The organism is Yoonia sp. TsM2_T14_4 (assembly GCF_049602355.1).
Taxonomy (GTDB): Bacteria; Pseudomonadota; Alphaproteobacteria; order Rhodobacterales; family Rhodobacteraceae; genus Yoonia; species Yoonia vestfoldensis_A.
Map to the genome: position 1 here is coordinate 402,119 of NZ_CP187137.1, position 22,316 is coordinate 424,434.

At 60.5% G+C, this 22,316-nt stretch carries 25 protein-coding genes; 15 read left to right on the top strand and 10 right to left on the bottom strand.

From position 1 onward, the window contains the following. Together purE and ACPF9B_RS01870 are read left to right on the top strand one after the other, a co-directional pair. On the top strand, nt 1-489 hold the full coding sequence (purE, locus tag ACPF9B_RS01865; protein WP_424178841.1) for a 5-(carboxyamino)imidazole ribonucleotide mutase: 489 nt from the start codon (nt 1-3) through the stop codon (nt 487-489). Further along, nucleotides 482-1,549, top strand: a complete 1,068-nt coding sequence (locus ACPF9B_RS01870) for a 5-(carboxyamino)imidazole ribonucleotide synthase (RefSeq protein WP_424178843.1) — start codon at nt 482-484, stop codon at nt 1,547-1,549. The genes purE and ACPF9B_RS01870 overlap by 8 nt, the downstream gene beginning before the upstream one ends. 44 nt (nt 1,550-1,593) lie before the next feature. Here the strand turns inward: ACPF9B_RS01870 and ACPF9B_RS01875 are convergent, their stop codons facing one another. The 9 genes from ACPF9B_RS01875 to ccoG all read right to left on the bottom strand — a co-directional run bounded on the left by ACPF9B_RS01875 (nt 1,594) and on the right by ccoG (nt 11,329). After that, nucleotides 1,594-2,319 carry an alpha/beta fold hydrolase gene (locus tag ACPF9B_RS01875; RefSeq protein WP_007205688.1) on the bottom strand — a complete coding sequence of 242 codons (726 nt, stop codon included), beginning with the start codon at nt 2,317-2,319 and terminating at the stop codon, nt 1,594-1,596. A 55-nt stretch (nt 2,320-2,374) separates the two neighbouring features. Beyond that, nucleotides 2,375-3,211: a DMT family transporter gene (locus ACPF9B_RS01880; RefSeq protein WP_424180317.1), complete on the bottom strand. Its 837-nt coding sequence runs from the start codon at nt 3,209-3,211 to the stop codon at nt 2,375-2,377. A gap of 94 nt (nt 3,212-3,305) precedes the next feature. Then, nucleotides 3,306-4,559 (bottom strand): Hint domain-containing protein, encoded by a 1,254-nt coding sequence (locus tag ACPF9B_RS01885; RefSeq protein WP_424178845.1) that lies wholly within the window; start codon nt 4,557-4,559, stop codon nt 3,306-3,308. Nucleotides 4,560-4,984: 425 nt separating this feature from the next. Then, nucleotides 4,985-6,625, bottom strand: a complete 1,641-nt coding sequence (gene groL / locus ACPF9B_RS01890) for a chaperonin GroEL (protein WP_424178847.1) — start codon at nt 6,623-6,625, stop codon at nt 4,985-4,987. Between the two features lie 51 nt (nt 6,626-6,676). Beyond that, on the bottom strand, nt 6,677-6,961 hold the full coding sequence (locus ACPF9B_RS01895) for a co-chaperone GroES (protein ID WP_007205684.1): 285 nt from the start codon (nt 6,959-6,961) through the stop codon (nt 6,677-6,679). 189 nt (nt 6,962-7,150) lie between these two features. Continuing rightward, nucleotides 7,151-7,306 carry a cbb3-type cytochrome oxidase assembly protein CcoS gene (gene ccoS, locus ACPF9B_RS01900; RefSeq protein ID WP_007205683.1) on the bottom strand — a complete coding sequence of 52 codons (156 nt, stop codon included), beginning with the start codon at nt 7,304-7,306 and terminating at the stop codon, nt 7,151-7,153. After that, nucleotides 7,303-9,450, bottom strand: coding sequence for a heavy metal translocating P-type ATPase (locus ACPF9B_RS01905; RefSeq protein WP_424178849.1), 2,148 nt, complete (start codon nt 9,448-9,450; stop codon nt 7,303-7,305). Before ACPF9B_RS01905 ends, ccoS begins: the two co-directional genes overlap by 4 nt. Further along, a complete protein-coding gene (locus ACPF9B_RS01910) occupies nt 9,447-9,917 on the bottom strand; it encodes a FixH family protein (RefSeq protein ID WP_007205681.1) in 471 nt (156 codons plus the stop codon). Before ACPF9B_RS01910 ends, ACPF9B_RS01905 begins: the two co-directional genes overlap by 4 nt. Further along, entirely contained in the window at nt 9,914-11,329 is a 1,416-nt protein-coding gene (gene ccoG / locus ACPF9B_RS01915; protein WP_424178852.1) for a cytochrome c oxidase accessory protein CcoG, read from the bottom strand. Before ccoG ends, ACPF9B_RS01910 begins: the two co-directional genes overlap by 4 nt. A gap of 123 nt (nt 11,330-11,452) precedes the next feature. Between ccoG and ACPF9B_RS01920 the strand changes: the two genes are divergently transcribed. The 4 genes from ACPF9B_RS01920 (at nt 11,453) to ACPF9B_RS01935 (ending at nt 14,766) form a co-directional block, all read left to right on the top strand. Beyond that, nucleotides 11,453-12,682 carry an MFS transporter gene (locus ACPF9B_RS01920; RefSeq protein WP_424178854.1) on the top strand — a complete coding sequence of 410 codons (1,230 nt, stop codon included), beginning with the start codon at nt 11,453-11,455 and terminating at the stop codon, nt 12,680-12,682. 49 nt (nt 12,683-12,731) lie between these two features. Then, nucleotides 12,732-13,382 (top strand): peptide-methionine (S)-S-oxide reductase MsrA, encoded by a 651-nt coding sequence (gene msrA / locus ACPF9B_RS01925; RefSeq protein WP_424178856.1) that lies wholly within the window; start codon nt 12,732-12,734, stop codon nt 13,380-13,382. Nucleotides 13,383-13,434: 52 nt separating this feature from the next. Further along, complete coding sequence (locus ACPF9B_RS01930; protein WP_424178858.1) at nt 13,435-14,325, top strand: 50S ribosomal protein L11 methyltransferase; 891 nt, start codon at nt 13,435-13,437, stop codon at nt 14,323-14,325. Between the two features lie 87 nt (nt 14,326-14,412). Continuing rightward, the gene (locus ACPF9B_RS01935) at nt 14,413-14,766 is read left to right on the top strand and encodes a hypothetical protein (RefSeq protein WP_007205676.1); all 354 of its coding nucleotides are present in this window, start codon (nt 14,413-14,415) and stop codon (nt 14,764-14,766) included. A 55-nt stretch (nt 14,767-14,821) separates the two neighbouring features. Here the strand turns inward: ACPF9B_RS01935 and ACPF9B_RS01940 are convergent, their stop codons facing one another. After that, nucleotides 14,822-15,025 carry a DUF1127 domain-containing protein gene (locus ACPF9B_RS01940; protein ID WP_424178860.1) on the bottom strand — a complete coding sequence of 68 codons (204 nt, stop codon included), beginning with the start codon at nt 15,023-15,025 and terminating at the stop codon, nt 14,822-14,824. Nucleotides 15,026-15,313: 288 nt separating this feature from the next. On the opposite strand from ACPF9B_RS01940, the gene ruvC reads away from it, so the two are divergent. From ruvC to tolB, 9 genes are all read left to right on the top strand, one after another. Continuing rightward, nucleotides 15,314-15,820, top strand: coding sequence for a crossover junction endodeoxyribonuclease RuvC (ruvC, locus tag ACPF9B_RS01945; protein ID WP_007205674.1), 507 nt, complete (start codon nt 15,314-15,316; stop codon nt 15,818-15,820). Then, entirely contained in the window at nt 15,817-16,473 is a 657-nt protein-coding gene (gene ruvA, locus ACPF9B_RS01950) for a Holliday junction branch migration protein RuvA (protein WP_007205673.1), read from the top strand. Before ruvC ends, ruvA begins: the two co-directional genes overlap by 4 nt. Nucleotides 16,474-16,481: 8 nt before the next feature. Then, a complete protein-coding gene (ruvB, locus tag ACPF9B_RS01955) occupies nt 16,482-17,501 on the top strand; it encodes a Holliday junction branch migration DNA helicase RuvB (protein ID WP_424178862.1) in 1,020 nt (339 codons plus the stop codon). Then, nucleotides 17,502-18,119, top strand: coding sequence for a hypothetical protein (locus tag ACPF9B_RS01960; protein WP_424178864.1), 618 nt, complete (start codon nt 17,502-17,504; stop codon nt 18,117-18,119). Continuing rightward, nucleotides 18,119-18,502, top strand: a complete 384-nt coding sequence (gene ybgC, locus ACPF9B_RS01965) for a tol-pal system-associated acyl-CoA thioesterase (RefSeq protein ID WP_007205670.1) — start codon at nt 18,119-18,121, stop codon at nt 18,500-18,502. The genes ACPF9B_RS01960 and ybgC overlap by 1 nt, the downstream gene beginning before the upstream one ends. A gap of 110 nt (nt 18,503-18,612) precedes the next feature. After that, complete coding sequence (gene tolQ / locus ACPF9B_RS01970; RefSeq protein ID WP_007205669.1) at nt 18,613-19,287, top strand: protein TolQ; 675 nt, start codon at nt 18,613-18,615, stop codon at nt 19,285-19,287. A gap of 1 nt (nt 19,288) precedes the next feature. After that, nucleotides 19,289-19,765, top strand: a complete 477-nt coding sequence (locus ACPF9B_RS01975) for an ExbD/TolR family protein (protein WP_007205668.1) — start codon at nt 19,289-19,291, stop codon at nt 19,763-19,765. 1 nt (nt 19,766) lies between these two features. Then, nucleotides 19,767-20,876, top strand: a complete 1,110-nt coding sequence (locus tag ACPF9B_RS01980; RefSeq protein ID WP_424178867.1) for an energy transducer TonB — start codon at nt 19,767-19,769, stop codon at nt 20,874-20,876. 100 nt (nt 20,877-20,976) lie between these two features. Further along, nucleotides 20,977-22,293, top strand: coding sequence for a Tol-Pal system beta propeller repeat protein TolB (tolB, locus tag ACPF9B_RS01985; protein ID WP_007205666.1), 1,317 nt, complete (start codon nt 20,977-20,979; stop codon nt 22,291-22,293). Nucleotides 22,294-22,316: the final 23 nt, after the last annotated feature.

Here is a 22,316-nt window from a genome sequence, read left to right on the forward strand (position 1 = left end):
ATGACGCACCCTTTGGTCGGGATCATCATGGGCAGCCAGTCGGATTGGCCCACCATGCGCGAGGCGGCGGATATGCTCGACCAGCTTGGCGTGGTCTATGAAAAACGCATCGTTTCCGCCCATCGGACACCAGACCGGTTGTGGGATTATGGCAAAACAGCCGCAACGCGCGGTTTGCAGGTCATCATCGCAGGGGCAGGCGGGGCGGCGCATCTGCCGGGCATGATGGCGTCAAAAACCCGTGTGCCGGTGATCGGTGTGCCGGTCGAGACCAAGGCGTTGGGCGGTGTGGACAGCCTGTATTCCATCTTGCAAATGCCGCGCGGTTTTCCGGTGGCAACGATGGCCATTGGTGCTGCGGGTGCGGCGAATGCGGGGCTGATGGCCGTTGGTATCTTGGCTTTGCAAGATCCTGCCCTTGCTGCACGGCTGGACGCATGGCGCGCCGCCCTTTCTGCCGCTATTCCGGAAGAACCTGTCGATGAATAATGCTTTGCCAATCGGGGCCACCATCGGAATTCTGGGTGGCGGGCAATTAGGGCGGATGCTGGCGGTGGCGGCAGCGCGGTTGGGATTGAAAGTGCATATCTTTGAGCCGAGCGCCAACCCGCCCGCAGGCGATGTGGCGCATCGCGTGACGACGGCCAGCTATGAAGACCATGCCGCACTGACCGCGTTCGGCCAATCGGTCGATGTGATCACCTATGAATTCGAGAACATCCCCACCTCTGCCCTCGACCTGCTGGAAACACTGGCCCCGATCCACCCGGGGCGGCAGGCGCTGGCGACCAGCCAGGACCGGCTGATCGAAAAGACCTTTCTGCAAGGGTTGGGTCTGCAAACTGCGCCCTTTGCCGATGTGCCTGATATGGCGGCACTCGATGTGGCCCTTGCGAGCATCGGCGCGCCCGCGATCCTCAAGACACGGCGCATGGGCTATGACGGCAAGGGGCAGTCGCGGATCAAGATGGCCCAAGATGCGCCGCGCGCTTTGGCCGATATGGCGGGTGCGCCTGCGATCCTCGAAGGTTTTGTCAACTTCACCCACGAGGTGTCGGTGATCGGCGCGCGCGGGCAAGACGGGTCGGTCGCCTGCTATGACCCTGGCGAGAACGTGCATCAGGATGGCATCCTGCGCACGACCAAGGTCCCCGCCAACCTGACTGCCAGCCAGCGCACCGATGCAGTACTGATCGCGGCGCGCATCCTGAACGCGCTGGAGTATGTCGGCGTCATGGGGGTCGAGCTTTTCGTCACGCCACAGGGCCTGATCGTCAATGAAATCGCCCCGCGTGTGCATAATTCGGGGCATTGGACCCAGAATGGCTGCACCATCTGCCAGTTCGAACAGCATATCCGCGCCGTGGCGGGCTGGCCTTTGGGCGACGGGTCGCGCCATGCCGATGTGATGATGGAAAACCTGATCGGGAATGACATGGACAGGTTGGGCGATTACGCGAAAACCGATGCGGCGATCCATCTTTACGGCAAGGCCGAGGTAAAACCCGGCCGCAAGATGGGCCATGTCAACCGCATCTTCCGAGCCTAAATATCCCCGCCGGAGGCTTGTCGCCCCGCAGGGGCGGCAAAACCTTATTCAGTCCCGAGGATCACATCCGTCATTGTCAGGTCCGGGTCAAAGCGGCCATTGCGCAAAAATTCCAGTACCTGCGTGATCACCACCGGATTATTCATCATGAAGGTATGCGTCACCGGCAACACGATATGGTCAGCCATGCCATCAAGACGTGTCGAATTGACCGATACCTTGCCGTCATCTGGCCCTTCGATCAGGGCAGAATAGACGGGGTTCAAGCTACGGTTGCCCGCGATGATACCGATCTGAAAGGGCAGATAATCCAGCGAGTTTGGAAAACTGTCCTCCTGCGTGCCAAGCTGTAACCCTGCCGGGCCGTTGACCCATTGGAACGGCTCGAAATCGCCAAAGATATCCACCAGTTCCGATCCGCCATTCGGCGGCCCCAGCATCACGACGCGGCCCATTTTTTCGGGGCGGTTATTGGTCAGCCAGGCGCGCACAAGGATGCCACCCATCGAATGGGTCACGAAGTTTACCCTGCTGTCACCGCAGGCGGCCACATCCTCGGTCACATAATCGGCGACAAGGTTCGGGATCGTGCTTTCGGTGGATGGATAGCCGCGATTGACAACGCGGTAGCCTTCACCCTCAAGCACCAACGCCATCGCGGTCATCGAAATTTCGGTTCGGGCAAGGCCGTGCAACATGACAACGCAGTCCTGCGCGACCACAGGCGCGGCCACGAAGGCCATCATGACAGAGGCGACAAATGTCTTCATGACCTGATAAGTAGGGATCGCTGTGCCGATGCGGAACCCCCGAACATACCAGAACCTAACGTCGCGCGGGCAGCGCGATGGCGATCCCACCCAGAACCAGCATCCCCGCCATGATCAGCTGGGCTGTCACAGGTTCTGCCAGCAGCAGCGCACCGGCGGCGACGGTGAGGACCGGCACGCTCAGCTGCGCGATACCGGCAAGGGTTGCGGCGATCTGCGGCAGGATGTGATACCACAAAGCATAGCCAAGCCCCGATGTGACCGCACCTGCGATGGCGGCGGTGGCGACACCGGCGACGGACAGCTGGCCCGCGTCTGACAAAGGCAGGACCAACAGCACCAAAGGCAGGCACAGCACGAAATTCGCAGCACTGGCCCCCAGCGCATCAGGCTCGCCACGCCCCAGCAGCGTATAGCCCGCCCATGCCATCCCCGCGATGATCATCGCGGTGGCACCACCCCAAGGCAGGGCCTGCGCCCCCGATGGCCATAGCAGAACGCAAAGCCCACCAAAGGCCACCATTGCCCCCAGCCAGCGCCGTGGCGGGATCACCTGCCCTGCGGCGACCGACCAGCCAAAAATCACGACCTGAATGACACCGAACAGGATCAAGGCCCCGATGCCCGCATCAAGGCTGAGGTACGCCCATGAAAACCCGACCATATAACCGGCAAGACAGACAGCGCCCCCGATCCTGCGGCCAGACCACAGCGGCGGGCGCGCGGTGCCGCGCAAACCGACCAAGACCCAAAGCATCAAGCCACCTGCCACCACGCGGATCGCTGCAAAATCCATCGGGTCCATGCCATAGCGCGCGACACCCAGCCGGTTCAGCACCGAATTGGCGGCAAAGGCAGACATCGTCATGGCCAGCAAAACGAAAATTCTGATCACATCGCTGTCCAATATGCCGTGCGGGATTGACCGCTATTGCACTAGGTCAATCCATAAGACACGACAATGGGCAGGATGCCTGTCCGACCCTTTATCCGGCAGCGCGGACACCCTTGGGGCAGGCAAAATCGTTTGTGACCAATGGCTTGTCATTGTGGACATGGCGTTGCACCATTTTTGCTGCCTGTTTGCGGGTCATGCTGGGACGGGCAGGTTGCGGGTTGTCCAGCAGGGCCTTGAGATTGGGAAACAGCTGGAAAATCCGTGTGACAGAGGACCAGGGCAGGCTTTGATACATTTCCGGCGCGATCAATAAACTTTCTGCCCAGGCACCATTGGCCAAGACAATTTCATGCGAGTCGCACAGGAAATGGTAATAGGTCACGCCATCTGGCGCTGCGGCGGTTTCAACGCCCGGATGGCCCAGAAGATGTTTCGCCGCCACACAGACCTCTGGCGCATTGCACATCCGTTCGATGATCGCAGAGGCGACCATGATGCGGTGCTGCGGTGACACGGTCAGATCAGCCGATGGCATATTCGCTCCCAGCGCATTCTGGCGGATCACGATTGGCTGCGCCTGTGGTTTTGCCGCCAGCTTGGCCGCATCGGCATGCCAGCAGCCGGTCCAGCGGATCGGCTGCAAGCCGTGATCGCGGGTCAGGACCAGATCGCCGGGCTGCAGGTCTTCGACCGCTTTGGGGCCGGTTGCGGTTGTGATCATTGTGCCTTTTGCAAAGCACACCATTGTGCCGCTCAGCCTGATGTCGTCGATCCAGACTTCACCCGCATTTTGCGCTGTCCGTCCCGCAAACGAAAAGCCCCAGTCTGCCTGATCGGCAAAGGTCAGTCCGGACTTTCCATCCACAGGCGGGATCTGGGCTGTAAATTCCAACCGGGTCCCCGGACTGAGTTCTTCGTTCAAGATCACCCTGACAAAGCCCGTATCGTTGACTGTGACGCTCATGTTCAGAACTCTGAGATTCTCTAAACGGGCTGCAAAATCATTGGGGTTCTGCGAAACGGCCTCGCTCAGAACAACACCGTTCCACACGATCTGGACCCGGTCACTCGAGGGCAGAACCCTGATCGACAAACCCTCGGATACACCGTTTTCAAGCGCCCCCCCCGTGCCGCCCGGCAGGGTCGAGGTGTCGCCAAAGTTGAACGAGAAACCATTGATCTTGCCATTGCCTGTCGTCGCGCCACCGTTGTCAATCAGGTCCAGCCGCGCGTTCATCGAGAATTCTGATATGACTGGCTTTTCCGGTTCTCCTGGACCTGCACGAAACGGTTCGCTGAAAAATTCGGCAAAGCCGCCGACGTTGCGGCCGTCATACAGCACCAATTCCCGATCAGAGTCAGCATCCTGACGGCTTGGTAGGATCGTCGTGTTCAAGGTAGGGGCGGTCCCCGTGTTCCCCGGGGCGGTTCCCGACTGCATGGTCGTCGTCAGGTTGCCTGATGCCGGTGACTCTGGGTTATCAAAATTATTCGTATAGGTAAAACTTTGGGATCCCATGGCGCGCCTTCCACTCATAACACAAGACAATCTTAACGCGACGAATCGCAGCGGGCATAAACCCTAACATTTCGTTACAAGCCATTTTGGGCAGAATTGTGATATCGACAAAATCGGGTGCTTTTTGCGGCTTTTTCCCGATATAACCCGGTTTTTGGCCCTTAAATGTGCAAAAGGGCGGCCCGCGATGGGACCGCCCTTTGTTTGCGATTGGCGAAACCTGCCAGTCAAATCCTGACGGATTTGACTTACATCATGCCGCCCATGCCGCCCATGTCACCCATGCCGCCGCCATTGCCGCTGTCTTTCGACGGCTTATCGGCAATCATGGCTTCGGTGGTGATCAGCAGGCCGGCAACGGATGCCGCGTCTTGCAGGGCTGTGCGCACGACCTTGGCCGGGTCGATGACGCCGAACTTGAACATGTCGCCATATTCTTCGGTCTGCGCGTTAAAGCCGAACGACTTGTCGTTGCTTTCGCGGATTTTGCCAGCAACGACGGACCCGTCGACGCCAGAGTTTTCCGCGATCTGACGCAATGGTGCCTCGATCGCCTTGCGGATGATCGCGATGCCGACGTCCTGATCAGAGTTTGCACCGTTCAGACCTTCCAGAACCTTACCGGCCTGGATCAGCGCAACACCACCACCAACAACAACGCCTTCTTGCACAGCAGCGCGTGTTGCGTTCAGTGCATCGTCAACGCGGTCTTTACGTTCTTTGACTTCGACTTCGGACATCCCGCCGACGCGGATGACTGCAACACCGCCAGCCAGCTTGGCCACACGTTCCTGCAGCTTTTCACGGTCGTAATCGGACGATGTGTCTTCGATCTGGCCACGGATCTGGGCAACGCGTGCTTCGATTTCCGCTTTGTTGCCAGCACCGTCAACGATAGTGGTTTCGTCCTTGGTGATCGAAATCCGCTTGGCAGACCCCAGCATGTCGATGGTGACGTTTTCCAGCTTCATGCCCAGATCTTCGGAAATCACCTGACCACCGGTCAGAATGGCGATATCCTGCAGCATCGCCTTGCGACGATCGCCAAAGCCGGGGGCCTTGACCGCTGCGATCTTCAGACCGCCGCGCAGCTTGTTGACGACGAGTGTCGCCAATGCTTCGCCTTCGACGTCTTCGGAGATGATCAGCAAAGGCTTGCCGGACTGGATCACGGATTCCAGCAGGGGTACCATTGGCTGCAGCGACGACAGTTTCTTTTCGTGCAGCAGGATGATCGCATCCTCCAGCTCGACTGTCATTTTCTCTGGGTTGGTCACAAAGTATGGCGACAGGTAGCCGCGGTCGAACTGCATGCCTTCGACGACAACGGTTTCTGTTTCCAGACCCTTGTTTTCTTCGACGGTGATCACGCCTTCGTTGCCGACTTTCTGCATCGCATCCGCAATCTGGCGGCCGATTTCAGATTCGCCATTGGCAGAGATCGTGCCGACCTGTGCGACTTCGTCGCTGTCGTTGACGGGACGGGCGGCAGCCTTGATCGCTTCGACGACTTTGGAGGTCGCCAGATCGATGCCGCGCTTGAGATCCATCGGGTTCATGCCAGCGGCGACAGATTTCATGCCTTCGCGGACAATCGCCTGTGCCAGAACGGTCGCAGTCGTGGTGCCGTCGCCGGCTTCGTCATTGGTGCGGTTGGCCACTTCTTTGACCATCTGCGCACCCATGTTTTCGAACTTGTCTTCCAGTTCGATTTCCTTGGCGACAGAGACACCGTCCTTTGTGATGCGCGGTGCGCCAAAGGATTTGTCGATAACCACGTTACGGCCTTTGGGGCCAAGCGTCACTTTGACGGCGTCGGCAAGGATGTTCACACCCTTGAGCATCCGGTTACGCGCGTCGGTGCCGAATTTTACTTCTTTAGCAGCCATTTGCATGTGCTCCTTGAATTATTGAAAAGGGGAAAGGCGGTATCGCCGGGATCACATGATCCCGAGGATGTCGCTTTCCTTCATGATCAACAGCTCTTCGCCGTCGATGCGGACTTCGGTGCCGGACCATTTGCCAAACAGCACCGTGTCGCCGGCCTTGACGGCCATCGGGATCAGCTCGCCACTGTCCTTGCGCGCGCCTTCGCCGACGCTGACGATTTCACCCTCTGCGGGCTTTTCCTTGGCGGTGTCGGGAATCAGCAGACCGCCCTTGGTCTTCGTATCGCTTTCGATACGGCGGACCAATACGCGGTCGTGAAGTGGTTTAAATGCCATTTCAGAACTTCTCCAGTTCGGTTATCGATAATGTTAGCACTCAGCCAGTCCGAGTGCCAACGGCAGGTAGATATGAACCGTTCACGCGGCTGTCAACAGGCCCGCGCCGATTGTACCAAAGATTTCCGGCTGGTTTTGGCCGATGCCGAAATCTTGGCTCGGCAGTCTTGTGCGCGTCGCTTTGAAAGATCAATTCGGGGGCTTGCTGTCGTCATCCGACAAGATGCGCCAGGCATCGCCTTCAAGGTCGTCGTATTGATTGGCCCGCAGGCTCCAAAGAAAGGCTGCAAGGCCCAAGGCCCCCAGCACCAGCGACACGGGGATCAGGATCACCAGAACGTTCATACCCGTCCTTTCATACGCAATGCGTTCACCAGCACGGTGATCGACGAGGTGGACATGGCGATCGCGGCCAGCAGCGGGGTGGCGAAACCGGCAACCGCAATCGGGATCGCGATGATGTTATAGGCGGCCGAGATGCCAAAGTTCTCCACGATCCGTTTCTTGGCGGCGCGAGCGACAAGCGGCAGTTCGATCAGCGGCACAAGGCTGTCGTTCAGCAGAACGATATCCGATGCCGCGCGCGATGCATCAGCGGCGGTTGCGGGCGACAGCGATGCATAGGCCGCCGTCAGCGCGCCGGTATCGTTCAGCCCGTCGCCGACCATCAGCACCTTGGCCCCTTGGGCGGAGAGCGCGTTGATATAGGTAATCTTATTTTCCGGCTGGGTTTCGGCCTGCCAGCGGGTGATGCCCAGCAGATCGGCGACCCTTTCCGTTTCGGCCCTATCGTCGCCCGACACCAGATGCACGGTCAGACCGGCCTTTTGCCAGGCGATCACGAGGTCCTGCGCACCGTCGCGCAGTCCTGCGACCAGTTTGATCTTGCGCGGTGTGAGCTGTCCGATTTGCAGATAGGTGCCGACCCCGGCCCCCAACCATGCACCGGACCCAAGCCGGATAATCTGGCCGTTCCAGACAGCGCTGAGGCCCTGACCGGAATGTTCTTTCTGGTCAGTGACCGTGGCGGGCGTCACCCCGTCCAATGCGGCGGCAATGGCCTGCGACACGGGATGGCTGGCGTTCTGGGTCATGGCAAGGGCGATGGCCTGTTCGTCTGCGGTCAGCGTATCACGTGCGGCGACGGGCATCGTCAGCGTGCCGGTCTTGTCGAACACAACGGTATCCACTTCGGCTAACCGTTCCAGCGCAGTGCCGTCCTTGACCAGCAGACCCGCGCGGAACAACCTTCCGGCGGCGATGGTTGATACAGCAGGCACCGCAAGACCCAGCGCGCAGGGGCAGGTGATGATCAGCACGGCGACCGCGATATTCACCGACAGGCGCACATCGCCCGACCACAATACCCAGCCCGTGAAGGTCGCCAGCGCCAGCAGATGCACCATCGGCGCATAAAGCGCCGCCGCCCGGTCTGCGATGGCGGTGTATTTGTTGCGTACGGCCTCGGCCGCATCGACCATCGTGACCAACTTGCGCAGGGTGGTGTCCATGCCCACTGTCGCGGCGCGGATGGTCAGCGGGCCGGTCATATTCACTTCGCCCGCCGTCACCTGTCCGCCAGTGGCGGCATGGTGCAGGCGGCTTTCGCCGGTCAGCATCGACCGGTCGATCTGGCTGGCACCATCAGTCACTTCACCATCCACGGGAATTCGCCCGCCGGGCAGGACCAGCACCAGATCGCCCACGGCAAGATCGGCGAAATCCACCATTTCGCGCCCGCCATCCCGCAGGCGCATCACGCGCGGCACCTCTAACGCGGCCAGCTGTGCGGCGGCGGATGCAGCAGCCTTGCGGCTGCGGTGGTCCAGATAGCGCCCGATTAGCAGAAAGAAGACGAGCGACACCGCCGCCTCGAAATAGGCATGTTCGCCGCCATAGAGTGTTTCGAACAGTGACATGCCGGTGGTCAGGATCAGCGCCAGTGAGATCGGCACATCCATGTTCAGCCGCCGCACCCGCAAGGCCGACCATGCATGCTGAAAGAACGGCTGACCCGCATAGGCCACGGCAGGGATGGAAATCGCCGCACTGATCAGGTGGAACATATGCTGGGTTGCGCCCACAGCACCCGACCAGATGGCCACCGACATCAGCATGACATTCATCATTGCAAAGCCTGACACCGCGATGCGGGTCATCAAGGCGCTGCCGACAGGGTCTTTTTCTGCACTCAGAAGGCTCTGATCAAGGCTGCGCGCCTCGAACCCTGCGAGTTCCAGCGCGTCGATCAGCGCCTCTGGCGCAAGCGGTTGGTCAAGACCAACCGTCACGCGTTTCATCGACAGGTTGACGCGGGCAGAGGCGACGCCGTCAAGCTTTTCCAGCGCGCGTTCCACGCCGGTGATACAGGCGACACAATGGATCGCTGGCAAGGACAGCATGATCTGTTCGGCCCCGCGCGACGCCGCTTTTTTCAGCGCTCCTTCGGGGATGCCGATGCAGGCGGGGCAGGCGGCTGTATCGCTCATCGGTCACGCAACTGGATACGGCGGCGAAAGATCGTGCCGTCCGCGGATTCCAGCTCCAGCCGCAGGTTCCAATAACCGTCGCGCGATGGGACCATCGCAATCAGCGCGGTCCCGGTCCATGTGAAATCGGGGGTGTGATCTTCGCCGGTATGGGTGGCACGGCCAAAGATTGCTTTTTGCACCTTGGGCTGGACGGGGATGCTATCCGCGTCCTGGATCGCCAGCGTCAGCAGACCGTCGTCCAGCGTTGCCACCACATCCCAGCCAAGCGCGTCCTGCGCTGTGCGGTTCGCCTCGAAGGTCTGGCTGGCGACATAGGTGCTGCGCGCTTCGACACCCGGAAAGGTGGAAATCGCCAGATAGGCCATACCTAAATTGACGCTGATAATGATCCCGAAACCACCCAGCATGACCGCCAGCATATGCTTGCCAGTGAATTCGCGTGGTTTTTGCAGATTTGCAGTCATTGCGCGGCCCTTCCGTTGAAAATACTCTCCGTGAATGCCCGTTCGCCGGTGATTGCATCCTCAACCCAGAACCGCAGGTCGGTGCGGTCGGCAACTGCAGCAGGCGTGCCAGCTACGGCCGAGACATAGACGCGCTGCAGCATGGTTTCATTCGCAGGCACTGTGACGATGTTCAGATCCGCGCCTTCCAGCCTGATATCCAGCGGTTGATCCGATACCAGTGACAGCGCAAAGACCCGGTCATCGCCCAGCTTGTTCAGCAGGCGGATGTCATAGATATTGCGCACGGTCCCGTCGCTGAGGACAACAAAGGTCGGGTTGCGCACGGGTGATACGGTCATTTCCAAATCGGCGCGGATGAACATCGCAAAGACCAGCCCCACGCCGATCAGCGCCCAGAGCACGGTGTAAAGCACAGTGCGAAACCGCAGCACATGCGCCCAGATCGGTTTGGCAGGCTTGCCGTTCGCTTCGGCCTCTTGGTCGGACAGCGCCAGATAGTCGATCAGCCCGCGCGGCTTGCCGATCTTGGCCATCACGTCATCGCAGGCGTCAATACAAAGGGCGCAGGTGATACATTCCATCTGCTGGCCATCGCGGATGTCGATCCCCGCAGGGCAGACATTGACGCAGGCCATGCAGTCGATGCAATCGCCCGCCCCCTCGACACGCTGCTTGCCGCGTGGTTCACCGCGCCAGTCGCGGTAGGCGACGGTCAGCGTTTCGGGGTCCATCATCGCGGCTTGAATGCGTGGCCAAGGACACATGTAATTGCAGACCTGTTCGCGCATGAACCCGCCAAAGACAAAGGTCGTGGCGGTCAGCACGCCGATCGTAGCCCAAGCGACGAATGGCGCCTGAAATGTCGCCAGATCCCGCGCGAGCGTTGGCGCATCTGCGAAATAGAACACCCATGCGCCACCCGTGGCGACGGCGATCAGCAACCAGACACTCCATTTGGTGGCCCGCAGCCGGATTTTGCGCGCGTCCCACTTGGCGTTCCACAGCCGGACACGGGCGTTGCGGTCGCCTTCGATCCAGCGTTCGACAAGGATGAAAAGGTCGGTCCAGACGGTTTGCGGGCAGGTATAGCCGCACCAGACGCGCCCCAGGGCCGAGGTGAACAAGAACAACCCCAGCCCCGCCATGATCAGCAATCCGGCCACGAAATAGAATTCATGCGACCAGATTTCGATCCAGAAGAAATAGAACCGCCGGTGCGCCATATCGATCAGCACCGCCTGATCGGGCAGGTTCGGCCCACGGTCCCATCTGATCCAGGGCGTCAGGTAATAGATGCCCAGCGTGACTGCCATCACCCACCATTTAAGGTTGCGGTAAAAGCCTTTCACGCGGCGCGGAAAGATCGGCTCTCGCGGTGCGTAAAGCGGTTGGGGTTGTGGGGAAGACATGAAGTACCTTGTCAAAACGGGTCTGTTCGCAGTCTTCGTTCTAAAGACTGGGGCGCAAACATCCTTGATGTGGATCAAGCATCGCGCTCGCTTTTGGTTTTGAACGGGCGTAAGTCAGATTCCATGCAGATCATCCGCCTTGAAAACACCCCGTCCTTGCCGTTCTGGCGCAGACCCATCGCGCTTTTGTTCGTGATGGCCATGGCGATGCCGGTCGCCTTTGCGACATGGTCCGCACTGTTGAACAATTTCGTAATCGAGGTCGCGGGTTTCGATGGGGCCGACATTGGCTGGCTGCATTCGGTGCGCGAGATACCGGGGTTTTTTGCGATCGGGGTGATCGCGCTGATCATGTTCATCCGCGAACAGGTGCTGGGGCTGGTGGCCTTGGTCATGCTGGGGGCGGCGACGGCGGTGACCGCGCAATTTCCGTCGATGGCGGGCATTCTGACGGTGACGATGCTGTCGTCTATCGGGTTTCATTATTACGAGACCGTCAACCAGTCGCTGCAATTGCAATGGATCGACAAGAAAAAGGCGCCCCAGACGCTGGGCTGGCTATTGTCGGCAGGGTCGGCGGCGACGCTGCTGGTTTATCTGTTGATCGTGCTGACATGGGACAGGTTGGGGCTGAGTTTCAGCCTTGTCTATTGGGTGTCGGGCGGGTTCACGGCGGTTGTCGCCATCTTTTGCCTGCTGGCCTATCCACAGTTTGAATCGCCCCATCCGCAGAACAAACGGATGGTGCTGCGCCAACGGTATTGGCTATATTACGCGCTGCAATTCATGTCTGGCGCGCGGCGGCAGATTTTTGTGGTCTTCGCAGGCTTCATGATGGTCGAGAGATTCGGCTTTAGCGTCTCGGACATCACCCGCCTGTTCATGTTCACGCTGCTGGTGAATATGATCGCGGCACCCTTTCTGGGGCGGCTGGTGCAGGTGTTCGGTGAACGGCGCGCGATGGTCGTCGAATATGTGGGGCTGACGGGCGTGTTCTTCGCTTATGGCGGGCTTTATTATTTTGGCTGGGGGATCGCGCTGGCAACGGGGCTTTATATTATCAACCATATTTTCTTCAGCCTCGCGCTGGCGATGAAGACCTATTTTCAGAAAATCGCGGACCCCGCCGATATTGCGCCGACAGCGGCGGTCGCCTTTACCATCAACCATATCGCGGCGGTATTTCTGCCCGCATTGTTGGGCTATGTCTGGCTGACCTCGCCGGCCTATGTGTTCATTCTTGCGGCGGGCATGGCGCTGGTGTCGCTGGGTCTGTCGCTGCTGATCCCGCGCCATCCAGCACCTGGCCACGAAACAGTGTTCCAAAACCGCCTGCTGGCCGCGGCAGAGTAGAAATTACATCCGCCAGCCCTATATCTGACCCAAAGCACAGGAGCCTGATATGTTTTTCATGAAAAGCGCCAAATCCGAAATGATCTCGCCCACTGCCGCCCTGCCGGGGCGCGCAAACCCGATCCCCACAGCTGCCACGCATTTCGTCTATGGCACGCCGATCAGCGCGGATGTCCCTGCGGGGATGGAGGTTGCGATTTTCGGGATGGGCTGTTTCTGGGGCGTGGAACGCATGTTCTGGAAACTGGACGGCGTGCAATCGACGATGGTCGGCTATGCCGGCGGCTATACCCCCAACGCGACCTATGACGAAGTCTGCACCGGCAAGACCGGCCATAACGAGGTGGTGCGCGTGGTCTATGACCCCGGCGTGATCAGTTATGACCAGTTGTTGCAGGTGTTCTGGGAAGGGCACGACCCGACCCAGGGCATGCGGCAGGGCAATGACCGTGGCACGCAGTACAGGTCCGGCATCTATACGTTCAACGCTGCACAAAAACAGGCCGCCGAGGCATCGCGCGATGCTTTCGCCCCGCGTCTGACGCAGGCAGGTTTTGGTGCCATCACGACCGAGATCATCGACGCCCCCACGTTTTATTTCGCCGAAGACTATCACCAGCAATATCTGGCGAAGAACCCGAACGGCTATTGCGGGATCGGTGGGACCGGCGTGACCTGTCCAATCGGTGTCGGCGCTTGACCACGGCGTGATGCGGACCTAAGCCGCCTCATCCTTTGCGAAAGCGACAGCCATGACGACGTATACTGCCCTGACAACGATGCCCGGCGAAGACGCGGCCTATGCCTTGTCCGAGGCGCTGGAACATCTGGACCCTGAACCTATCGGTACCGGCGTGTTCGAGATTGAGGATGGGTCCGGCCTGTGGGAAGTCGCGGCCTATATGACCGACCGCCCCGATGCAGGCGTGCTGGCTGTGCTGTCAGCGCTGCATGGTGCCAAGCCATTCACGATCTCCGAAATCCCCGATCAAGACTGGGTGTCAAAGGTCCAGCGCGATCTTGCCCCTGTCCCTGCGGGCCGGTTTTTCGTTTACGGATCCCATGATGCCGACAAGGTACCTCAAGCCAGCATCCCGCTGCTGATTGAGGCTGCGATGGCTTTTGGCACCGGCCACCACGGCACGACGCTGGGCTGCCTGCTGGCGTTTGAGCAGGTGCTGGATCTGGGTTTCACCGGCGGGCGTATCCTTGATTTGGGCTGTGGTACTGCGGTGCTGGCGATGGCAGCGGCCAAGGTGCTGGGCGGGCCGGTGCTGGCCAGCGATATCGACCCTGTCGCGATTGATGTCGCGCGTGCGAATGTCACCGCGAACGCGCTTGACGGGCAGGTTGACTGCCTTGTCGCTGCGGGCTTTGGTGGTGGCGATCCGCGCATGACCGGACCGTTCGATCTGATTTTCGCCAATATCCTCAAAGGCCCGCTGATCAGCCTTGCGCCTGAAATCAGCGGCAACATGCAGCCCGGCGGCTATTTGATTCTGTCGGGGTTGCTGAATGAACAGGCCGACGAGGTGATCCACACCTATGCCAGCAACGGCTTCGACCTGTGCAAAATGTCACGTATCGGGGATTGGGCAACATTGATCGTGCGGCGCCAGTCACTGATATCATCAAATTTATAGCGATTATGCCTTAAATGGGTTGTTTCAGGTCGGATTTTTGGCGATCCTGACGCCGTTGATGATGTTGTTACCGAGGACGGCTGTTTTATGGCACAGGCCAATTTACCTTTTGAAAAGCGTTTGAAGCAAATCACGCGCAAGCATGATCAGCTTGCCAAAGGTGCGATAAAGTCGGTGACGTCGGACGGCCTGATCGTGATGAAGCCGCGCGCCTATCGGCCTAAGTTCCCGCTGCGTGCCATGATCGCTGTTGTGGTTTTAGGGTTTATGTTCAAGGGGCTGTTGTTGGCCAGCATTGGGAACGTCGCCTATGCCGAGCGTGTCGCCAGTCTGGCACAGGGCGGCGTGATGGACCGTGCAGGCGCATGGGTGATGCAGATCGACCCCGCGACCGTCCTGATTGGCGATTTCCTTGCACCCTATCTGGGCGACCTGCGCTAAACACACAAAGCCGCACTGTCGCCAGCGCGGCCATATCTGCAATGATGCGGTTGGTTCAGCGTGCGGTGCGGCTTGCAATCATGTCGATGTCGCTGATGCATAGGCCGATGTCGTCCAGTTCACGCGCCGACAGCTTGGACAATGCGTTGCGTGTGATGCGGGCGTCGTTCCATGCGGCAAAGGCACCGATGATATAAACGACTAATCCGGCGGACATGCCGGCGGTCGTGCGGTTGGTTGCAAAAGTGGCCATGGCCATGATCCTTGTACATGCTGCTGTGCAGCGAAAATCTGATAACCGGCATGTAGGGGCCTTTTCAGTACTACACCAGATTTGTTTTTGCATGGGTCATATGCGTTTATAGAATGACTAATTTTTGCGCATTAGGTCACTAAAACACCTTTAATCATTGGGCTTCAGTCGGTTGCTTTCAGAACGTAGAACGCGGCCCAGCTTCGCTTTGCGACGACATGCCATCGCAAAGCTGCTTGGTCTTTGTTCGCCTTTTGTGCTAACGTCCTGACAACCAAGAATAAGGGGCGAGCAATGCGCGTATTGGGGATAGATCCGGGCCTGCGAAACATGGGCTGGGGGCTGATCGACGTGGCCGGATCACGGATCACCCATGTTGCCAACGGCATTGCCCATTCGACGGGTGACGATCTGGCGATGCGGCTATTGTCGCTCCACGACCAATTGGCTGCCATGATCGCGCTGCATCGTCCGACTCAGGCGGCGGTCGAACAGACCTTTGTCAACAAAGACGGGGTTGGTACTTTGAAACTAGGGCAGGCGCGCGGGATCGCGCTGTTGGTGACGGCGCAGGCGGGGCTGACGATCGGGGAATATGCGCCCAATGCGATCAAAAAGGCCGTCGTCGGCGTGGGCCATGCCGACAAGGTGCAGATCGCGCATATGGTCAAGTTGCAACTGCCCGGTGTGAAACTGGCGGGGCCTGACGCTGCCGATGCGCTGGCCATTGCGATCTGCCATGCCCATCACCTGCAATCTGCGAACCGGCTGAACGCCGCCCTTGCAAAGGCGAGCGCATGATCGGGAAAATCGCCGGACGGCTGGAATATCGCAGCACCGACCATGTGCTGATTGACGTGCGCGGGGTCGGCTATCTGGTCTATGTGTCTGACCGCGTCATGGCCAGCCTGCCGCGCAATGGCGAGGCGGTGGCGCTTTATACTGACCTGCTTGTCCGCGAAGACCTGTTGCAGCTGTTCGGTTTCACCACGCTGGTGGAAAAGGAATGGCACCGCCTGCTGATGTCGGTGCAAGGGATCGGAGCGAAAGCCTCGCTTGCCATCCTTGGTGCGCTGGGGGCGGATGGCGTCAGCCGCGCCATAGCACTTGGCGACTGGAACGCCGTGGCCAAGGCGCGTGGCGTGGGGCCGAAAACCGCGCAGCGCGTGATTATCGAGTTAAAGGACAAGGCCCCCGGCGTGATGGCGCTGGGTGCGGGCCTGTCCGCCGCAACCGGCGATGAGGTGATCGAGGCAGACCCCGCCCCCGCACCGCGCGCCACCCCGCAACCCGCCAGCACTGCGCAGGCCGATGCGATGTCGGCACTGGCGAACCTTGGCTATGCGCCGGGTGATGCGGCAAGTGCCGTGGTGCAGGCGCTGGGCGCTGACCCGCAGGCGGATGCCGGTGTGCTGATCCGCGCCGCCTTGCAGCTGCTGGCGCCAAAAGGCTAGATGGGCGGATGACCCAGCCCGACCCCACCCTGCGCCCTGAACGGCAGCCCGAGGATGCTGACCGCGCCTTGCGGCCGCAGTCCTTGGACGAATTTATCGGCCAGCGCGAGGCGCGCGCGAACCTCAAGGTCTTTATCGAAAGCGCACGGCGTCGGGGCGAGGCGATGGATCACACGTTGTTCCACGGCCCCCCCGGTCTGGGCAAGACCACGCTGGCGCAGATCATGGCGCGCGAATTGGGTGTTGGCTTTCGCATGACATCGGGGCCGGTTTTGGCCAAGGCCGGCGATCTGGCCGCGATCCTGACCAATCTAGAGGCCCGCGATGTGCTGTTCATTGACGAAATCCACCGGCTGAACCCCGCGGTTGAAGAGGTGCTGTATCCCGCGCTGGAAGATTTCGCGCTCGATCTGGTGATTGGCGAAGGGCCTGCCGCGCGCACTGTGCGGATCGAATTACAGCCTTTCACGCTGGTAGGGGCGACAACGCGGATGGGCTTGCTGACCACGCCTTTGCGCGACCGGTTCGGTATTCCGACACGTCTGGAATTTTACACGCAGGACGAATTGCACCTGATCGTCACCCGTGCAGCGCGCATGCTGGGCGCACCCGCCGCCGATGAAGGCGCGCGCGAGATCGCGCGCCGCGCACGCGGCACGCCGCGGATCGCGGGGCGGCTTTTGCGCCGTGTCGTCGATTTTGCCATCGTCGAAGGCGACGGCACTGTCACGCAAGAGATCGCGGATATGGCGCTGAACCGGCTGGGCGTGGACGACATGGGGCTGGACCAAGCCGACCGGCGCTATCTGCGGCTGATCGCGGAAAGCTATGCCGGCGGGCCAGTGGGGATCGAAACGCTGTCCGCCGCCCTGTCCGAAAGCCGCGACAGTCTGGAGGATGTGATCGAACCCTATTTGCTGCAAAAGGGCCTGATCCAGCGCACCCCGCGCGGGCGGATGCTGGCGCAGGCGGCATGGACCCATCTGGGGCTGGATGCGCCAAGGCCGCAATCGGAATTGTTTGGATAGATGACGGACCTTTCGCCTTATTTTACGCGTTCCGATGGTGCCTATGTCTTTGCGCGCTGGGGGCGGCCCATCGTGCCGGTCGTGTTTGGCGTCGATGATGCGACGCTTGCGCTGTTCAAAGGCGCGATCGAGGCTGTCGTGGTGCTGGCATGCCACAAGATGGACGAGGTCGATACCGAACTTGGCGCCAATCTGATGGTGTTCTTCTGCCGCGACTGGGCGGAACTGACCGAAGTGCCGCATCTGGACCGGCTGGTGCCGGACCTTGCGCCGCTGGTCGCGCGGTTGCAGCAGGCGGATGCCAACCAATACCGGATTTTCCGTTTTGACGATCACGGCGGGATCAAGGCGGCGTTTGTTTTCTTGCGACTGGATGCGCACCTGGATCAGGTGCCTGCCGATACGCTGGCGCTCAGCCAGGCGGTGCAGGTGATCGTGCTGTGGTCGGACCTTGCCTTTACCGACACCCCGCCCTTGGCGCTGATTGATGGCAAGGCCGTGCTGCGACCAGAAGTGGCGGATGTGATCCGTGCGGCCTATGATCGCGTTATGCCAATCGCGGCGCGCGACCCTGCCCATGCGCTGCGGCTGGCCGCCCGTGTGCAAAGGCCGATGTGATGCATCTGTTCAACCTGCGCGTCTACTACGAAGACACCGATCTGGCGGGGATCGTCTATTACGCCAATTACCTCAAATTCATTGAGCGCGCGCGCAGCGAATGGGTGCGCGATCTGGGCATTGATCAGGCGCAGATGAAAGCCGAAGGGCGGGTCTTTGCCGTGCGCAGGGTCGCGGCGGATTACCTGTTGCCCGCCCGTTATGACGATCTGCTTTGCGTTGAAACGAAGCTTTTGCCGGGATCGGGCGCGCGGTTGGTCCTGCAACAGGATGTCAAACGTGGCGATGCGACGCTGTTTTCCGCCATGGTGACAATCATTTGCATGACAACCGATGGCGCGATTGCGCGGCTACCGGCGGCGATCCGCCAAGCTATGGGCTAAAATAGTGGCAAATTCGGCTTTGTGATGCCGGTTTGGTTGGATTTGCCTTATGCTTTGCGGTATTGAAGGTTCAATTGAGCCCGAACCGGGCCGTCAGGCAGAGCAGGCACATGGAAGTAGCACACGAATTCACAATGTGGGCGTTGTTCGCGCGCGCCACGATCATCGTCAAACTCGTCATGATCATGCTGATCCTCGCATCCATCTGGTGCTGGGCGATCATCGTTGACAAGACGATCCAGTATCGCCGCGCCCGCACCGAGGCCGAGATATTTGACCGCGCCTTCTGGTCTGGTGAACCGTTGGATCAGCTGTTCGACCAGATCGGCCCCGACCCCGATGGCGCGTCTGAAAAGATATTTGCCGCCGGTATGCTGGAATGGCGCAGGTCGCACCGGCAGGATGGCGGGCTGATCGCGGGGGCGACGGCGCGTATCGACCGGTCGATGGATGTGGCCATCGCCAAGGAAACCGCAAGGTTGCAAAAAAGCCTTGCCGTGCTGGCGACAGTCGGATCGACGGCCCCTTTCGTCGGGCTGTTCGGGACTGTCTGGGGGATCATGAACGCCTTTATCGAGATTGCAGAGGCGCAGAACACCAATCTTGCCGTCGTCGCCCCCGGCATCGCCGAGGCGTTGCTGGCCACCGGTCTGGGCCTGTTGGCCGCAATTCCGGCGGTCATATATTACAACAAACTGTCCGCCGACAGTGAACGGATCGTCGCGGGCTATGAGGCTTTCGCCGATGAATTCGCCACCATCCTCAGCCGTCAATTGGACAGCTGACATGGGTGCCGGTGCCATGAAATCTAGCGATGGCGGCGGTGGCAGAGGTCGCCGCCGCCAGCGCCGCGCCGTGCCGATGTCCGAGATCAACGTCACACCTTTCGTTGATATCATGCTGGTGTTGCTGATCATCTTCATGGTCGCAGCGCCATTGTCTGTCGTGGGCGTGCCGGTAGACCTGCCGCAAACGGCTGCTACTGCGCTGCCCGGTGACGAAGAAGAACCGCTGACCGTGACGATCACCGCGCAAGGTGTCGTGATGATCCAGGAAACCGAAGTGCCGCCTGCCGATCTTGTGACCCGCCTGCGCGCCATCGCCGCGGAACGCACCAGCAACAAGATTTTCCTGCGCGCCGATGGTGCCAATGCGTGGAACCGCGTGGCCGAGGTGATGGGCGCGCTGAACGCGGGCGGATTTTCCGACATCGGCCTTGTCACGGATATCGGCGGCCCAACCTTTGACGGTGCCGACGGATAAGATGCAGACGCCGGGCATGTATATCTCTGCGGTTGGCCATCTGGGGTTGATCGGCTGGCTTTTGCTGGGGTGGGGGATGCAATCGCAGCCGCTGCCGATGCAGGTCATGGATGTTTCCGTCATGTCCGGCGAGGAATTTGAACAAATGATGGCGGCCCGCACGCCGACGCCCGGCGATGCCCCGCCCACGGCTCCCGTGCAGCCCCAGATCGAACAGACGCCGCCACCGCCCGCCGTGGAAAGCCCGCCAGAGCCCGCGCCGGTGCCCATACCGGTGGAAACGCCCGTGAGCGAAGCACCACCGCCGCCTGCGCCGGAAATGCCCCCTGCCGATGTGACAGATGCCGCCCCAGCAGCACCTGCACCGCCCGAGATGCCTGCGCCTGCGCCCGATCTGCCGCCCAGCGATGACCCGACGCAGGCCCCTGCGAACCGGATCGCTTCGACCCCAACGGCGCCGCGGCCGCCCGATGCGCAGATCTCCGACATCGCGCGCGAAGCAGTCGTGCCTGATGAAACCGCCACAGCCGAAGTTGCCGTTCCCGAACAACAGGCCACCGCCCCCGAACAGACGGCGACCGAAATCGTCATCGCCGACGAACGCCCCCGTGGTGCTGTCGAAACATCCTTGCGTCCGATTGCGCGCCCGGCGCGTCAGGCCCCGCCTGCCGCCGCAGCCGCGCCGCAGACAGCCACAGAACCGGCACCAGCGCCCGTACCAGACACGAATGATGCTGTCGCTGATGCGCTTGCAGCTGTTGTCGCAGCCAGCGCTGCCCCGGCCGTGCAGGCCGGACCGCCGATGACCGGCACCGAACGCGACAGTTTCCGCATCGCGGTCAACAGCTGTTGGAATGTTGACCCAGGGTCAGTAGCCGCGCGCGTGATCGTCGAGGTAGGCTTTAGCCTGAACCGTGACGGAACACTGGACGGCGAACCGCGCTTGTTGTCGTCTGACGGCGACCAATCTGCTACCAGCACGGCATTCGAGGCGGCCCGCCGCGCGATCCTGCGCTGTCAGCGTGGCGGATATCAGCTCCCCGCTGATAAATATGACCAGTGGCGTGAAGTTGTGATTACATTCGACCCAAGCGGTATGCGATTGAGATAAAAGAACGACCAATATGGGTACACGCCGCTGTCTGCGGATCGCCCGCAACGATCAGGAATGATGCTGTCGGGATGCAGTACCGACAGCGAAAGAGGCAAAGATGATGAAAAGAATTTTGACGTTGCTGATCGCGCTGATGTTCGCGGGTCCTGCCTTCGCGCAGGGGGGGCCTTTGCGCCTGACGATCACGGATGGGGTGATCGAGCCGATCACCTTTGCCGTTCCGTCGTTCGAGGCGGAAACGCCGCAGGCGGGCCAGCTTGCCTCTGAGCTGACGCGCCTTGTTGCGCAAAACCTGTCCGGCACCGGGCTGTTCCGCGAAGTACCGGCCAGTGCCTTTATCTCGCAGGTGGGGTCTTTTGCGCAGCCGGTCGCCTTTGCCGATTGGCGCGCTGTGAACGCGCAGGCGCTGGTCATCGGTGCGGTCAGCATGACGGGTGATCAGGTCAACGTGAAATTCCGCTTGTTCGATGTATTTTCCGGGCAAGAGCTGGGCGGTGGATTGCAATTCGCGGGCACGACCGCGGGCTGGCGGCGGATGGGTCACAAAGTGTCCGACGCCGTCTATAGCCGGATCACCGGCGAAGGTGGCTATTTCGACAGCCGCGTGGTGTTTGTCGCCGAAAGCGGCCCCAAGGATAACCGGCTCAAGCGGTTGGCGGTGATGGATTATGATGGTGCGAACGTCCAATTTCTGACCGATAGCAGCAGCATCGTTTTGGCCCCGCGGTTTTCGCCACGCGGCGATCAGGTGCTTTACACCAGCTTTGAATCTGGCTTCCCGCGCATCAACCTGCTGGATGTCGCCGATGTCGCGCGCCGCCAGATCGCGACAGCCCCCGGCGAGATGTCGTTCAGCCCGCGGTTTTCGCGCGACGGGCGGCAGGTGATCTATAGCCTGTCGAATGGCGCGACGACCGATATCTATCGCACCGATCTGGACACGGGCCAGCATGTGCGCCTGACCGCCACACCCTCGATCGATACGGCCCCCAGCCTGTCGCCCGACGGATCGCAGATCGTGTTTGAAAGCGACCGGTCTGGCAGCCAGCAGCTTTATATCATGTCATCCACGGGTGGCGACGCGCGCCGGATTTCCTTTGGCGAGGGGCGGTATTCCACGCCGGTCTGGTCGCCGCGCGGTGATCTGGTGGCGTTCACAAAGCAGAATGCCGGGCGGTTCCACATCGGCGTGATGCGCACCGACGGATCCGAGGAACGTTTGCTGACCTCGTCCTTTCTTGACGAAGCGCCGACATGGTCGCCCAATGGCCGGGTCATCATGTTCACCCGCGAAACGCAGGGGGCCGATGGGGCGAGCGCGCTTTATTCGGTCGATATTTCGGGGCGCAACCTGCGGGCTGTCCCGATCCAGAGTGCTGCATCCGATGCGTCTTGGGGGCCATTACAGCCGTGACCGGACGGCACAAGCCGTTCCCA

Excerpts from the sequence above, each read along its gene's own strand:
- purE (WP_424178841.1), top strand. The coding sequence starts at position 1 with ATGACGCACCCTTTGGTCGGGATCATCATGGGCAGCCAGTCGGATTGG.
- ACPF9B_RS01870 (WP_424178843.1), top strand. The coding sequence starts at position 482 with ATGAATAATGCTTTGCCAATCGGGGCCACCATCGGAATTCTGGGTGGC.
- ACPF9B_RS01875 (WP_007205688.1), bottom strand. The coding sequence starts at position 2,319 with ATGAAGACATTTGTCGCCTCTGTCATGATGGCCTTCGTGGCCGCGCCT.
- groL (WP_424178847.1), bottom strand. The coding sequence starts at position 6,625 with ATGGCTGCTAAAGAAGTAAAATTCGGCACCGACGCGCGTAACCGGATG.
- ACPF9B_RS01895 (WP_007205684.1), bottom strand. The coding sequence starts at position 6,961 with ATGGCATTTAAACCACTTCACGACCGCGTATTGGTCCGCCGTATCGAA.
- ccoS (WP_007205683.1), bottom strand. The coding sequence starts at position 7,306 with ATGAACGTTCTGGTGATCCTGATCCCCGTGTCGCTGGTGCTGGGGGCC.
- ACPF9B_RS01905 (WP_424178849.1), bottom strand. The coding sequence starts at position 9,450 with ATGAGCGATACAGCCGCCTGCCCCGCCTGCATCGGCATCCCCGAAGGA.
- ACPF9B_RS01910 (WP_007205681.1), bottom strand. The coding sequence starts at position 9,917 with ATGACTGCAAATCTGCAAAAACCACGCGAATTCACTGGCAAGCATATG.
- ccoG (WP_424178852.1), bottom strand. The coding sequence starts at position 11,329 with ATGTCTTCCCCACAACCCCAACCGCTTTACGCACCGCGAGAGCCGATC.
- ACPF9B_RS01920 (WP_424178854.1), top strand. The coding sequence starts at position 11,453 with ATGCAGATCATCCGCCTTGAAAACACCCCGTCCTTGCCGTTCTGGCGC.
- msrA (WP_424178856.1), top strand. The coding sequence starts at position 12,732 with ATGTTTTTCATGAAAAGCGCCAAATCCGAAATGATCTCGCCCACTGCC.
- ACPF9B_RS01930 (WP_424178858.1), top strand. The coding sequence starts at position 13,435 with ATGACGACGTATACTGCCCTGACAACGATGCCCGGCGAAGACGCGGCC.
- ACPF9B_RS01935 (WP_007205676.1), top strand. The coding sequence starts at position 14,413 with ATGGCACAGGCCAATTTACCTTTTGAAAAGCGTTTGAAGCAAATCACG.
- ACPF9B_RS01940 (WP_424178860.1), bottom strand. The coding sequence starts at position 15,025 with ATGGCCATGGCCACTTTTGCAACCAACCGCACGACCGCCGGCATGTCC.
- ruvC (WP_007205674.1), top strand. The coding sequence starts at position 15,314 with ATGCGCGTATTGGGGATAGATCCGGGCCTGCGAAACATGGGCTGGGGG.
- ruvA (WP_007205673.1), top strand. The coding sequence starts at position 15,817 with ATGATCGGGAAAATCGCCGGACGGCTGGAATATCGCAGCACCGACCAT.
- ruvB (WP_424178862.1), top strand. The coding sequence starts at position 16,482 with ATGACCCAGCCCGACCCCACCCTGCGCCCTGAACGGCAGCCCGAGGAT.
- ACPF9B_RS01960 (WP_424178864.1), top strand. The coding sequence starts at position 17,502 with ATGACGGACCTTTCGCCTTATTTTACGCGTTCCGATGGTGCCTATGTC.
- ybgC (WP_007205670.1), top strand. The coding sequence starts at position 18,119 with ATGCATCTGTTCAACCTGCGCGTCTACTACGAAGACACCGATCTGGCG.
- tolQ (WP_007205669.1), top strand. The coding sequence starts at position 18,613 with ATGGAAGTAGCACACGAATTCACAATGTGGGCGTTGTTCGCGCGCGCC.
- ACPF9B_RS01975 (WP_007205668.1), top strand. The coding sequence starts at position 19,289 with ATGGGTGCCGGTGCCATGAAATCTAGCGATGGCGGCGGTGGCAGAGGT.
- ACPF9B_RS01980 (WP_424178867.1), top strand. The coding sequence starts at position 19,767 with ATGCAGACGCCGGGCATGTATATCTCTGCGGTTGGCCATCTGGGGTTG.
- tolB (WP_007205666.1), top strand. The coding sequence starts at position 20,977 with ATGATGAAAAGAATTTTGACGTTGCTGATCGCGCTGATGTTCGCGGGT.